Origin of the sequence: Thermococcus sp. M36 (assembly GCF_012027355.1) — an archaeon.
Classification (GTDB): Archaea; Methanobacteriota_B; Thermococci; order Thermococcales; family Thermococcaceae; genus Thermococcus.
In genome coordinates, this window is sequence record NZ_SNUH01000002.1 from 228155 (window position 1) to 240334 (window position 12180).

The following is a 12180-nucleotide window of genomic DNA, read 5'->3' on the forward strand; positions in this document are numbered from 1 at the left end:
AGTGTTAAATACTCCGCTGGACTTAGTCTATCCGAGGTGTTATGGTATGGACGAAATTCTGAAGGCCATTGAGGAGAGGGACTGTAAAAAGGTCTCGAAGCTCCTCTACTACAAGGTGGACGAGCTTTCGGATGAGGAGCTTAAAGAGATCCTTGAAAGGGCCGAGAAGCTTGCCCTGGAGTGCAAAGACCCCGAACTGTACAAGCTCATCGTTTACTACTTCCACGCCCTCCTCGATGTGGACAAAATAAGTGAGTTCGAGAAGCTGGCAGAGGAGATGGACACGTTTGAGGCAAAGTTCAACCTCGCTGACCTCTACTACCTGATAGGAGAGCTTGAGAAAAGCCTTGAGCTGTACAGGGCCCTCCTTGAGGAGGAGACCGCCAGGGGCAGAAAAGAGAACGTGGCAAAGGTGTACTACAACATGGCGCTGATACACGAGGAAATCCAAGAGTACGAGAAGGCCCTCGAACTTCTGGAGAAGGCCGAGGAGGTTTACAGGGAACTCGAAGACGAGGGGGAGCTCCTGCACATAGCTGTGTACAAGGCATACGTCACCTTCGAGGCGGGTGAACCGTACAGGGCCAAGGCCATGCTCGCCGGTCTCCTCCCAAAGGTCATGGGGAACAGCAGACTTATGTCAGAGATACACCTGAGCTTTGAGGAGATATTTGAAGAGGATGAGAACTACGACGCGGCACTGCAGGAGTGTCTCTACGCCCTAATGAGCGCCAGGGGTATGGAGTACTGGGACATCGCCTTTGACGCCCTTATAGATGTCATCTGGCAACTGATGCTCGAAGACGATTTTGAAACGGTTTACCTCAACATGGACATGTTCGCCAGCGCCATGCCGGAGCTTGCGGACTTCTTTGAGGCCATAAAAGCAGTCGCCCTCTACAAGGACGGTAAAATAGACGCTGAGGAAGCCAGCAGGGCCGTAGAAAAGGTAAAGGACAGACGGCTCATCGACCTGCTTGAATTCCTCGGAGAGGCCGAGTTCTGAATTATTTTTTTCATTTTCACCTTTCATATGCCTGTAAGTTCTGTCTCCTGGATACTCAGTGCGGTGGACTGTGCATATGCACAAACTTTATATCTGAAAATCTATTCATTAATATGGTGATGAGTATGAGGATAGCGGTTCCCGCTGAGGATGGTAGAGGGCTGGAGAGCAACGTCAACGGACACTTCGGCAGGGCCAAGTACTTTGTCTTCGTTGACGTGGAGGAAGGGGAGATCAAGGATGTCAAGGTAGTCAAGGTTCCCTTCGACGAACATGGGACCGGTGACCTTCCGAACTTCGTAAAGGAACACGGTGGAGAGGTCGTGCTCGCCTACGGCATGGGACAGAAGGCGATTGCGTTCTTCAACCAGCTTGGAATTGAGGTTGTCACCGGTGCCTACGGCCCCATTAAGGACGTGGTAAAAGCATTCATAAAGAATGTTCTCGAGGTCGACCCGTACTGGAAGGAGAAGATAGAGAGGGAGAAGGGGCACAAGAAGTGTGAAGAGCCTGAAATCCAAACCGGTTCCAAACTTTGAGTTTGAGAAACATTTTAAAATTTTTTCATATGAAATTTTTGATGAAAGTGCATGGGAATCAACGTTAAAGTCAACACCGCGCTGTTCTTCATCCCCCTGATTCCGTGGCTCCTTCGCTGGCTCAAATACGGGAAAGAAGCTTCCGATTCTCTCTTTACGGCACTCATCAGTACTCCTCAAAACCACTCGATAATGGAAAGCGGGAGGAGGCTTAAAAATATCCTGTGAATTCAGGAAGCCTCAGAAGAACTTCCCGAAGGTGTGCTGGGGAATCGGACACTGGACAAGCTTTCTGGACCAGAGACAGTCAGCACAGCTCGGCTCGTTGCCCCAGCAGTCTATGTCGCTCGTTTTAACGAAGTCGCAGGCATCAACCAGATCGCAGTCGGTGCAGGAGGGGTACATGTAGTTCTTCATTGTGAAGCGGAACCAGGTATAGCGCTCGCTCGTCCATATCTCGGCCAGGCTCCTCTCCCGGACGTTGCCGAAAGAGTAGGCGTTCACTTTCTTCTTTCTGCCGAAGATATACTCGTAGTACGTGTGGAGGAAGCGGTAGCATGGAGCTACTTCACCGTCCCATCTGACTACGGCAACGTTGTTCTCGTCAAAGTCGCAGGCGCGCTCGGTCTTCAGCTCGAACTTGGGGAGCTTGATGTATAGGCCATTGTGTGCTATCTTATACAGCTCGTTGAGGATGGGGCCCATGTCGACGCTCCCGTCGTAGATTATGTCCTTCGTCTGCTCCTTCGTGAGGGGGAGAAGATTAGAGATCAGCATGGAATCAACGCCAAGATCGAGCAGGAAGCGTGCCATATCGGGCAGCTGTCTGTAGTTCTCTTTGGTCACAACCACCTCGACACCTATGCTGGGCCTGTGGGTCCCCGTTTCCTCGCGGTACTTCACGAGCTTTTCTATCCTGCTGGCGGTCGCGGCGGCCGCAAGATGGCCGAGGGTTATGGCGTTCTGGGCTGTCGGAACAGTGTCCATGGAAAAGTATACCAGCTCGACGCCGAGTTCGGCGAACTCCCTCAGCATGTCATCGGTCAGAAGGGTTCCGTTGCTGCTTATTCCGAGGGCGAAACCGCGCCTTTTTACTTCCCTCACCATGTCCATGAAGCGCGGATGAACGGAAGGCTCTCCGATTCCACCGAAGTATATCATCTTAAGCTCCGGAAACTCCTCGGCATCGTCGAGAATCTTGAGGAACAGCTCCCAGTCCATGTCGCCCTCTCCATCCTCCCAGTACTGCTTGAAACACATCTCGCACTTGAGGTTGCACCTGCTGCTTATCTCGATGTAGAGGTACTTCATGTCGAGCTTCGGGCGAACTGTGACCTTCCCGTCCCAGAGGGAGAAAGTATACTCCTTTTCAACTCCATTCCCCAATTCAACCGCCCCCAGTTGGAGGATATAGGTTCGATTGAAGCATGAAAAGGCTCGAATATTGCATGTCACCACCTTAAAACTGAGCTGTTCCGGGAAGGTCTAAAAACCTTACTGGACAAAAACGGGTAAAAAGAGGGAAGTCACAGGAACTCCTCCAGGCCCAGCTCCTTAGCTTTCTCCTCCGGAACCCTTCCGTCCTCCGTCCATCCGCGGAGCTTGTAGTACTTGGGCAGCATCTCCTTCAGGCGAACGACGTGTCCCTTGTTCGGCCCCTCAGGCATGGGCTCCTCAAGGAAGCGCTTGGGCAGTGTGTCGTCCCTCTCCGGGTCGAGGCCGGCCTTGAGGTTGAATATCCTCTCGGCGTTCCATATGCGCTCTCCAATCTTGAGGTAGTCTTCCGTGCTGAAGTCCCAGCCCAAAGCGGCGTTCAGCATGTCGCGGTAGTCGTCGGCTCCAAGGCCGAAGGTCGTGAATATACACAGTCCAGCGGCATCAACGAGGGCACTGAGGTGCTGGAAGATGATGAGCATTTTGATCTTCTCTTCACCTATGTCGTGCGGATCCATCTTATACGGATAGCCGAGAATCTCGGGGCTTATCATGTAGTTCTTGATATGGCACCCACCGCGGTTGTTGGTGGCATACGCCAGCCCGTGTCCCTCGGCACCGCGCGGGTCATAGGCTGGAAGCTCAAGCTTCTTGACGCCCATGAAGTACTCGGTTCCGTTGAACATCTCGGCCAGGCGGTAGCCACCCTCGGCGAGCTTGTCGCCGAAGCCTTTCCTGTAGGCGATCTTCTCGATGTAGTAGTGCAGAACCTCGGTGTTGCCCCACCTGAAGGGCGGTGCTTCTTCCTCGCCCACGTCCTCAGGCTTGAGCAGTCCCTTCTCCCAGAGCTCCATGGCAGTTGCCAGGGTTCCGCCGGTCGAGATGGTATCGAGGCCGTACTCGTCACACATATGGTTTGCCTCGATTATGCTCGCAAGGTCGTTTATGCCGAGGTTGGCGCCGAGCGCCCATATGCTTTCGTATTCCGGACCTTCGGTGACCCCAACGGTGGGGAGCTTGTTGACCCTTCCGCAACCGATCGGACAGGCGTAGCACGGCTTGTTCCCGATCAGGTATTTGGCAGTCATCGCCTCACCGCTCTGCTCCTCGGCGTACTCAAAGACACCGGTCTGGAAGTTCCTCGTCGGGTAGAGGCCGTTCTGATTAATTATGTTGACGAGAACCGCTGTACCGTAGTTGGGCAGTCCGCCGCCGGCAACCGGGTCGTTCTTGAGCTTGTTTATCTTCTCCCTGACGACCAGCATGAACTTCTGCTTGTCCGCTATGGGAACCCTCTTGCTGCCCTCAACGGCTATTGCCTTGAGGTTCTTACTGCCCATGACGGCTCCAACACCGGCCCTTCCGGCGGCGCGGTGGCCGTCGTTTATTATTGCCGCGAACCTGACGAGGTTCTCACCGGCGGGCCCGATGGTGGTTATCCTAAGCCTCTTGCTTCCGATCTCTTTCCGTATGGCCTCCTCCGTCTCGCTGACGAGCTTGCCCCATAGGTGGCTCGCGTCGCGGATCTCAACGTGGTCATCCTTTATGTAGATGTAGACAGGCTTCTCAGCCTTGCCTTCAACGACTATGGCATCGTAGCCCGCAAACTTCAGCTCAGCACCGAAGTAGCCTCCGGAGTTGGCCATTGTTATGAAGCCCGTCGCGGGGCTCTTGGTCACGACGTTGTACCTGCCACCGGTCGGAGCGCTGGTTCCGCTCAGCGGGCCAGGAGCTATGATCAGCTTGTTCTCGGGGCCCAGAGGGTCGACCTTCGGGTCCATCTCCTTCAGGAGGAGGTATATTGCCAGTCCTCTGCTGCCGAGCCACTTCTTGGCCAGCTCTTCATTGTATTCCTCAACTTTCACCTCTCCGGTGGAGAGGTTTACACGTAAAAATCTTCCCCAGTTGCCATACATGGACATCGCCAAAAATATTGTGTACATTAATGCATATAAATTTTGGCGAAAATAAAGGACATTGCGAAAGCAGATGTGTTAAACAGTTGTGTTGACAGAATCGGGGAAACACAGGAAGAATGAAACAGGAATCATCCGTCTGGAAGCCTTTTCGGAACCCCGTACACGTCGCCAAACAAATGGCAGGACAAAAGCCGAACTGTTTTAAACCCGGCCCGCCAAGATTCTGCGGAGGGATTGAAAATGCACGAGTGGGCACTGGCCGATGGTATAGTTAGGACTGCCCTCGATTATGCCCAGAAGGAGGGAGCGACAAAGCTCCTCGCAATAAGGGTCGTCCTTGGAGAGCTCCAAGATGTGAACGCGGAGATAGTCGAGTTCGCCATGAAAGAGCTCCTAAAGGGGACGATAGGAGAGGGGGCGGAGATAGAGTTCGTTGAGGAGGAGGCGGTCTTTAAGTGCCGCGACTGTGGACATGAATGGAAGCTGAAGGAAGTCAAAGGGAGCTTTGATGAGCGCATAAAGGAGGACATACACTTCATCCCCGAGGTAGTACACGCGTTTCTGGCCTGTCCGAAGTGCGGGAGCAGGGACTTTAAGGTCCTAAAAGGTAGAGGGGTCTATATCAGCGGCATAAGGGTAGAAAAGGAGGGGGAGGCATGATCGTTGACCCGCGCGTCAAGGGCATCGAGGGAAGGCTTGAGAAGGTGAAGCGCATCATCCCCGTCGTCAGCGGGAAGGGCGGTGTAGGAAAGTCCCTTGTCTCCACCACGCTGGCCCTCGTCCTGGCCGAGAAGGGTTACAAGGTTGGACTGCTTGACCTCGACTTCCACGGTGCCAGCGACCACGTGATTCTGGGCTTTGAGCCGAAGGAGTTCCCAGAGGAGGAGTATGGGGTTGTTCCGCCCACAGTTCATGGAATAAAGTTCATGAGCATCGTCTACTATTCTGAGGACAGGCCGACGCCAATGAGGGGCATGGAGGTTAGCGACGCCCTCATCGAGCTCCTAGCCATAACCCGCTGGGACGAGCTGGATTACCTGATCATAGACATGCCTCCCGGCCTTGGCGACCAGTTCCTCGACGTGCTGAGGTTCCTCAAGAAGGGCGAGTTTCTGGTCGTTGCAACGCCGTCGAAGCTGTCAATCAACGTCGTGAGGAAGCTCCTCGAAGTTCTCAGGGAGAGGGACTACACCATCCTCGGAATCGTCGAAAACCTCAAGCTCAACGAGGAGACGGAGATAGAAAAGCTCGCGGGAGAGTTCAGCGTGCCATACCTCGCTGGAATCCCGCTTTACAGGGATCTGGAGGCAAAGGTCGGAAACCCAGAGGAGCTGCTGAAGACGGAGTTCGCGGACAGGATAAGGGAGATTGCTCAGAAGATCTGAGCCGACCAAGGGTTTTTCTTTTATTAAATTCAAAATTCTGCGTGGTGGGGTGTTGAGATGGAACTCTCTGACCTCCTCAAAAACGCCGAAAGGGTGGTAATCTGCGGCATAGGGAACGATGCCCGGGGGGACGATGCCTTCGGAGTAATCGTCGCAGAGAGGCTGAAAAAACTCGTAAAAAACCCGAACGTCCTCGTCCTGAACTGCGGAGAGGTTCCGGAAAGCTACACTGGAAAGATAGTGGAGTTCAAACCCGACCTGGTGGTCTTCGTGGATGCCGTTGACTTCGGCGGTGAGCACGGCGAGCTGGTAGCGGCCGACCCGGAGGGGACGCTGGGAGATGCCGTCTCAACGCACAGCCTGCCGCTGAGGGTGCTCGTGGGATACCTGAAGTCCAGAACGGGTGCAGGGTTTGTCCTCATAGGCTGTCAGCCAAAGGTTCTGGGCCTTTTCCAGGCACCGAGCGAAGTCATCGTGGAAAGGGCGGAGGTCTTGGCGGAGTCTCTAGCAGAGCTCCTCAACGGGATGTGATCCAATGGAGCTGAGGGCGCTCCTGCTGGTGGCCAGCGCCTTCTCCATCCTCTCGTTCCTCCTTGACCTAAAGGCGGGAGAAAACCGTAGCGAGACCCTAAAGGACCTTTTTATAGGAATAACCCTTCTGGCGTGGTACATGGACAGGCCGCTGATAGGCTCTCTGTTTGCGATCTCCGCCGCCGCTGTCTACTATCCAGAGATCAAAAAGATATGGATCAGAAGAAAGTACGGCTGGGCTTTTTCAGGTCTTCCTTCCTGTTGACGTTAAAGAGGCTGACAAGCCACTCCTCCGGAACGGACTCAAGGCCGATGTAGCAGGCGTCCGTAGACCGGATAGCCCTGTTCAGGGCGTAGTCGCCGTCTCCAATCCTTTGTTCGAGCACTGACCGGAATTCAGCTGGATATACCGCATGGAGCGGTTCAAGGTAGCCGTTTTCCCACCTTGGGACGCATATTCTTCTCCCGTTTCTTTTGAACCGGGCGATTATGTAATCAACGAATTCAGGAACTATTAGGGGCATGTCGCCGGCGACTATGAAGACATCTCCCAGCCCCAGCGCCGTGTAGACGCCGCTTATCGGGCCCAGGAGCATCCTGTCAACCACCACCCGGTAGCCCAGCTCCTCCAGCGCACGGGCGTTTTCGGGGGAGGCAACAACCACCACCTCGTCAATGCCCTCCGCAAGGGAGAGGCGCTCGACAGCGTGCTGTATGAGGGGAGCCCCGTTTACCCTGAAGAGCAGCTTGTCCCCGCCGAAGCGCCTGCTCCTGCCGCCGGCCAGCACCACCCCTATCATCGGCCACCACTTTCCTCCTCGTCGAGGGATATGTACTCTATCGTGCTTATGTACTTGACGTACTCTATTGTCCTCTCTGGATTGAGCATGTCCCGAACCAGGTTCTGGAAGTAGTTGTCCCTGTCATAGGCGACCTCGTACGCTTTCACCACGTCCATAAATGATGAATGAAAGTTCTCCGCCTCCTCACGGACGTAAAGCTCGAAGGCGACGAAGTACCCAAACTCCCTCTCAACCGGCTCTTTTATGTTCTCGATGAAGTCCGCGACCCTGTTGAGCTTGACCGGGTCGTATGGCTCGTCTATTATAACGAGCACGTCGATTTCATTGAGCTCCCCCCTGAGGTGGGCACCGTAGAATATGACCGAGAGCAGGTTGTCCCCATAGAACTCCATTATCCTCCTGAGGAGACTCTCCTTTGCCGCTTCTATGCTCATCCCATCACCTCCAAAAAGTTAAATCAGGAAAAGAAGGCGGAAGCATACTCAACGGCAGCCTTTATGTAGCCCCCGTAGTCCATCATCTGCGCCGCGGCGGGATCAACGTAGTGCTGGAGCAGGAGCGGTGCGGCAAGGCCCATCAGCACGACGGCCGCAGAGAGGAGAAGCAGCACAAAGGCCATGCTTGCGTGCTCACCCGCCGTGATGTCCTCCCTCGGCTTTCCAAGCCATATCCTGTAAAGGACCCTCATGTAGGCCACCAGCGCTATCACCGAACTGAGCACAATGACCATCGCAAGCGCCAGGCTCCTTTCCATCAGTGCATCGAACAGCAGAACCTTGCTGAAGAAGACGTTGAGCGGTGGGATCCCCACGAGGCTTAGGGTAGCCACAGAGAGCCCAAAGGTAGCCACAGGCATCCTCCTTCCGAGGCCCGTTAAGTCCCCGATGTCCCTTGAGCCGGCTGCGTGAATGAAGGCGCCAGCAGCGAGGAAGAGCAGGGCCTTGGCAATGGCGTGGTTGACCATGTGGAATATCGCCGCCTGCAGGGCCAGCTGGGTTCCGGCACCAACGACCATCGCTAGGTAGCCCATGTGCATTATCGTTGAATACGCTATCAGCTTCTTGACGTCCCTCTGGGCGTTCATCATGAGGGCCCCGAAAAGCGCCGAAACCGCACCGAGCGCCACTAGAACGGCCGCCACTCCGCCGACGACCCTCTCAAGGCCCGGCACAAGCTCACCGCCATAGACGGTGTACAGGAACCTCATGAGTGAGTATATGCCGACGTTAACCACGAGGCCCGACAGGACAGCGGAGATGGGGCTTGGAGCTGCGGGGTGGGCCTCCGGAAGCCAGAAGTGGTTGGGGAAGATGGCAGCCTTAATGAGGAACGCCCACGTGGCAAGGGCCAGCACTATTCCGGAGGCAAGAACAACCTCTCCGACAGGGTTCCCGCTCACGGGGAAGGGAATATCATGGATCTTTGCGCTCAGGTCGGCAAAGTTGACGGTTCCAAATGCCCCGTAGAGGATTCCGAGGGCCAGGAAGTACATCGTCGTGCCGATGGCGCCTATGAAAGCGTACTTTAGTGCCGCATGAACCGCGTCCCGCCTGCCCCTATAGAACGCGACCAGCGCGTAGGAGGCTATGCTGGTAACCTCTATCATGACAAAGAGGTTGAAGGCGTCGCCCGTGAGTACAACCCCGAGCAGGCCGGCCTCAAGGCCGAGGTAGAGCGTGTAGTACCACTCCAGCCCACTTTCGCCCTCAAGGTACCTGTAGCTGTACACGGCTATGACGAACATCAGGAAGGCCGTTACCAGTGCCATCAGTGCCCCAAGCCTGTCCACCTCATAGATTATGCCGACGGGGGCGACCCACTTGCCGAAGGTGTAAATCAGGGGGCTGTCTGAGGAGTACGCTCTCTGGAATAACGCGAACGAGCTTATCAGGGTGAGCCCCGTGCCCAGGAGGGCATAGGCCTGGACGACCCTCCTGTTCCCCTTTATCAGTATCGACGTCAGGGGGAGGGCAAAGGCAAAGAGCAGGGGTATGATTGGAGTCAGCCCTACCGCGTCCATTCTACCACCTCACTCAAAGATTTTTCTCGCAAACTTCTCAAAGTCGGCTGAGATCTCTTTCCTTGCCTCCTCAGGATCCCTCGTGGCGATGTCTATCCAGTTAACGTAGACGTACCTCTCGTCCATATCCACCACAACCGTCCCGGGGGTGTTGGTTATTGAGTTGGCCACGAGGGTTCTCGCGTAGTCCGTGCTGACGTCAATGGGGACCCTCACTATGCCGGGCCGGTAGTTCCCGGTCAGCGTGCGTATTATGACGTCAATGTGGCTCTTGGTCTCTGCCACCAGCATGTACCACAGGAAGTAAACGGCCATCCACAGCCACCTTATCGGGTTCAGGGCCTTTGAGTCGTCCCTGACGGTGTGAGGGCCCATCAAAAGGCCCACCACAACCGCAACTACCGCTCCAGTGGCCAGGTCGTAGGAGGTGAGGGAACCCGTGAACACGATGTAGGTGAGGAACGCCATGAGTGCCGTCGGAAGTACGCCCCTCATTCACCACCACCCCTTCTCGCTATCTCCCTGACGTCAAGGGTCCCGTACAGGCGGTACAGCTGCACCGTCAGGATCGCCAGGAGCATGTTGACGGCCATACCTATGACGACGGCCGTTATCACCAGGGCCTGCGGGAGCGGATCAACTGCCGAACTCAGGAACGCTCCCAGGGCGTCCCTCGATAGGGATGGCAGTATCGGGGGTGCTACCGGGTAGGTGAAACGGTAGCCTATTAGGACAACCATAACGTTCACGGCATCCCCGAGAACCGTGAGGGCTATTATCTTCTTCAGAAGGTTCGGCCTGGCAATGACTCCGTAGAGCGCGACGCCCAGCGTCAGCAGGAGGACTGCCCACATGTATGCCCAGAGGAACTCCTGAACGCTCATTCGTCCACCCCCAGGAGCTTCTTGAACTTCTCCTCAGGAATGGCCAGCAGGAGGAAGACTGCGGTAAATCCGGCACCCACGGCGAGGAACTCGAACAGGTTGTAGTAAATCAGCGAACCGCCGAGGGGCTGGCCTCCAAGCTCGGCCGGAAAAACTGGCTGGTTCTGCATTACGTATCCGCCGTAGAGGAGCGGGATCACCGCAACCAGGGCTATTCCCAGAAGACCGACTGAACGGAGTATAAGTGCCCTCGTCTTGTCAAACCCGCTCTTTTCAAGGGCGTACTTTGAATAGGCGGCTATTATCAGGAGCGGGGCAACCGCGAGGGCTGAACCGCCCTGGAACCCGCCTCCAGGGGTCAGGTGGCCATGGAGCGCTATGGACGCCGAGACCGCGAGGATCATCACAACTATGACCCTTGTCACGTCCCTGACTATGGAGGTCATTTCGGTGGGGGGCCTTTCGGGCCTCTTGACTTCCTCCTCTTGCTCCTTCGTGAGCCTGAAGACGGTCAGGCTGCCTATTATCGCGAGGAAGAACACTGCGGTCTCGAAGAGCGTGTCAACGCCACGGTAGTCCCAGAGAATCGAAGTCACCACCTCCGGGCTCTTCGCAGAGTAGTCCCCGAAGTAGCTGTTGACAAGGTAGAACTCCCCCAGGGGCCTGACCTCAGAACCCGTTCCAAGGAGCCCCGCAGAGAGGACGGCATAGGTCATGAGGGCCGCAAAGGAGAGGATGGCGACTGCTGTGAGGATCGACCTGCCGGCCATTCACACCACCTCGTACCTCTCGGTCTTGCTGATGGCAAAAACCAGGAGGGCGGAGTATATGCCGACCGCTATGGCAACGTAGGCCAGCACTATGTCCGGGGCCATCAGGATGTAGAAGACTATAGCGTAAGCTATCGCCTGAACCGACGAGAACCCCACCGCCTTCAGCAGGTCCCTCTCAGTCACCGCAAGGTAGCTGGCAACGAAGCCGAGCATCAGTGCAAGCACCAGGATAACGAGGTGGAGCTCAACCATCCCCCTCCACCCCCTCCAAGTGATCCACTTCCGGCTCCCACTCCACGAGTCCGGCCTTATGGGCGGCGTAGGCCAGCGCATGGCTTCCTGCGGGAGAAACAATGAGAACCACTATCCCCGTAACGAAGCTTGCACCGGCTATTGCGTACCTGTGGGGAAGGAAGTCCGCCCCAAGCGCCAGAAGGGCGACTCCAAAGAGGGGCACCGCTGCACCGCCGATTATCCCCACGGTCGCGGCATGCAGTCTAACGTAGAAGTTGGGGAATCTCAGCAGTCCCAGCGCCCCGAAGAAGTCGCACAGTGCGCCTATGACGATCAGAAAGGCCCCCATATAGAACAGTAGGCTCACGCTCCCACCTCCCCTTCGGCTATGTGCTTGGCGACGTATATGTCCAGCAGGTAGCCCCAGAGTGCGAGAACCATCGCCCCGCTGACGAGGTAAACGCTCCTGAAGTAAACCGCGAGGATGGCCATGAAAGCGGCAACATCGAAGGAAAGGCAGTCAACGGCGAGGATTATGTCGGCTATGGTCGGGCCTTTGAATGCTCTGACGGCGTAAAGGACGAAGGCCAAGAGGTATATGGGTATGACAAACTTCATGAGCAGCATGAACTGGGATTCGAGGCTCATACGA

Annotated in this window: 18 protein-coding genes; 7 read left to right on the forward strand and 11 right to left on the reverse strand. The window is 55.7% G+C overall.

Annotated elements, in window-relative coordinates:
• Nucleotides 1-46: 46 nt before the first annotated feature.
• From E3E36_RS09090 to E3E36_RS09100, 3 genes are all read left to right on the forward strand, one after another.
• Entirely contained in the window at nt 47-1006 is a 960-nt protein-coding gene (locus E3E36_RS09090) for a tetratricopeptide repeat protein (protein ID WP_167895102.1), read from the forward strand.
• A 125-nt stretch (nt 1007-1131) separates the two neighbouring features.
• On the forward strand, nt 1132-1545 hold the full coding sequence (locus E3E36_RS09095) for a NifB/NifX family molybdenum-iron cluster-binding protein (protein WP_167895372.1): 414 nt from the start codon (nt 1132-1134) through the stop codon (nt 1543-1545).
• Between the two features lie 51 nt (nt 1546-1596).
• Nucleotides 1597-1773: a hypothetical protein gene (locus tag E3E36_RS09100; RefSeq protein WP_167895103.1), complete on the forward strand. Its 177-nt coding sequence runs from the start codon at nt 1597-1599 to the stop codon at nt 1771-1773.
• Between the two features lie 12 nt (nt 1774-1785).
• Here the strand turns inward: E3E36_RS09100 and E3E36_RS09105 are convergent, their stop codons facing one another.
• A complete protein-coding gene (locus E3E36_RS09105) occupies nt 1786-2856 on the reverse strand; it encodes a tungsten cofactor oxidoreductase radical SAM maturase (protein ID WP_206203587.1) in 1071 nt (356 codons plus the stop codon).
• A gap of 215 nt (nt 2857-3071) precedes the next feature.
• The gene (gene aor / locus E3E36_RS09110; RefSeq protein ID WP_167895373.1) at nt 3072-4895 is read right to left on the reverse strand and encodes an aldehyde ferredoxin oxidoreductase; all 1824 of its coding nucleotides are present in this window, start codon (nt 4893-4895) and stop codon (nt 3072-3074) included.
• Nucleotides 4896-5138: 243 nt separating this feature from the next.
• Between aor and hypA the strand changes: the two genes are divergently transcribed.
• Genes hypA through E3E36_RS09130 form a run of 4 tightly spaced genes read left to right on the forward strand, consistent with a single transcriptional unit; the run spans nt 5139 to nt 7079 of the window.
• On the forward strand, nt 5139-5558 hold the full coding sequence (hypA, locus tag E3E36_RS09115; protein WP_167895105.1) for a hydrogenase nickel incorporation protein HypA: 420 nt from the start codon (nt 5139-5141) through the stop codon (nt 5556-5558).
• A complete protein-coding gene (locus E3E36_RS09120; RefSeq protein ID WP_394353051.1) occupies nt 5558-6283 on the forward strand; it encodes an ATP-binding protein in 726 nt (241 codons plus the stop codon). Before hypA ends, E3E36_RS09120 begins: the two co-directional genes overlap by 1 nt.
• Before the next feature lie 57 nt (nt 6284-6340).
• A complete protein-coding gene (locus E3E36_RS09125; RefSeq protein ID WP_167895107.1) occupies nt 6341-6814 on the forward strand; it encodes a hydrogenase 3 maturation endopeptidase HyCI in 474 nt (157 codons plus the stop codon).
• Nucleotides 6815-6818: 4 nt separating this feature from the next.
• Complete coding sequence (locus tag E3E36_RS09130; protein WP_167895108.1) at nt 6819-7079, forward strand: hypothetical protein; 261 nt, start codon at nt 6819-6821, stop codon at nt 7077-7079.
• Here E3E36_RS09130 and mobA read toward each other — a convergent pair.
• Genes mobA through E3E36_RS09175 form a run of 9 tightly spaced genes read right to left on the reverse strand, consistent with a single transcriptional unit; the run spans nt 7033 to nt 12176 of the window.
• The gene (mobA, locus tag E3E36_RS09135) at nt 7033-7614 is read right to left on the reverse strand and encodes a molybdenum cofactor guanylyltransferase MobA (protein ID WP_167895109.1); all 582 of its coding nucleotides are present in this window, start codon (nt 7612-7614) and stop codon (nt 7033-7035) included. The two genes, E3E36_RS09130 and mobA, sit on opposite strands and share 47 nt — an antisense overlap.
• Nucleotides 7611-8051, reverse strand: a complete 441-nt coding sequence (locus tag E3E36_RS09140) for a nucleotidyltransferase (RefSeq protein WP_167895110.1) — start codon at nt 8049-8051, stop codon at nt 7611-7613. Before E3E36_RS09140 ends, mobA begins: the two co-directional genes overlap by 4 nt.
• Nucleotides 8052-8074: 23 nt before the next feature.
• Complete coding sequence (locus E3E36_RS09145; protein ID WP_167895111.1) at nt 8075-9637, reverse strand: proton-conducting transporter membrane subunit; 1563 nt, start codon at nt 9635-9637, stop codon at nt 8075-8077.
• 9 nt (nt 9638-9646) lie between these two features.
• Nucleotides 9647-10132, reverse strand: a complete 486-nt coding sequence (locus E3E36_RS09150; RefSeq protein ID WP_167895112.1) for a Na+/H+ antiporter subunit E — start codon at nt 10130-10132, stop codon at nt 9647-9649.
• The gene (locus E3E36_RS09155; protein ID WP_167895113.1) at nt 10129-10521 is read right to left on the reverse strand and encodes a sodium:proton antiporter; all 393 of its coding nucleotides are present in this window, start codon (nt 10519-10521) and stop codon (nt 10129-10131) included. The genes E3E36_RS09150 and E3E36_RS09155 overlap by 4 nt, the downstream gene beginning before the upstream one ends.
• Nucleotides 10518-11237 carry an MnhB domain-containing protein gene (locus tag E3E36_RS09160; protein WP_167895374.1) on the reverse strand — a complete coding sequence of 240 codons (720 nt, stop codon included), beginning with the start codon at nt 11235-11237 and terminating at the stop codon, nt 10518-10520. The genes E3E36_RS09155 and E3E36_RS09160 overlap by 4 nt, the downstream gene beginning before the upstream one ends.
• A 54-nt stretch (nt 11238-11291) precedes the next feature.
• Nucleotides 11292-11546 (reverse strand): hydrogenase subunit MbhD domain-containing protein, encoded by a 255-nt coding sequence (locus E3E36_RS09165; protein WP_167895114.1) that lies wholly within the window; start codon nt 11544-11546, stop codon nt 11292-11294.
• Nucleotides 11539-11895, reverse strand: a complete 357-nt coding sequence (gene mnhG / locus E3E36_RS09170; protein WP_342764401.1) for a monovalent cation/H(+) antiporter subunit G — start codon at nt 11893-11895, stop codon at nt 11539-11541. The genes E3E36_RS09165 and mnhG overlap by 8 nt, the downstream gene beginning before the upstream one ends.
• Nucleotides 11892-12176, reverse strand: coding sequence for a monovalent cation/H+ antiporter complex subunit F (locus tag E3E36_RS09175; RefSeq protein WP_167895115.1), 285 nt, complete (start codon nt 12174-12176; stop codon nt 11892-11894). Before E3E36_RS09175 ends, mnhG begins: the two co-directional genes overlap by 4 nt.
• Nucleotides 12177-12180 lie beyond the last annotated feature (4 nt).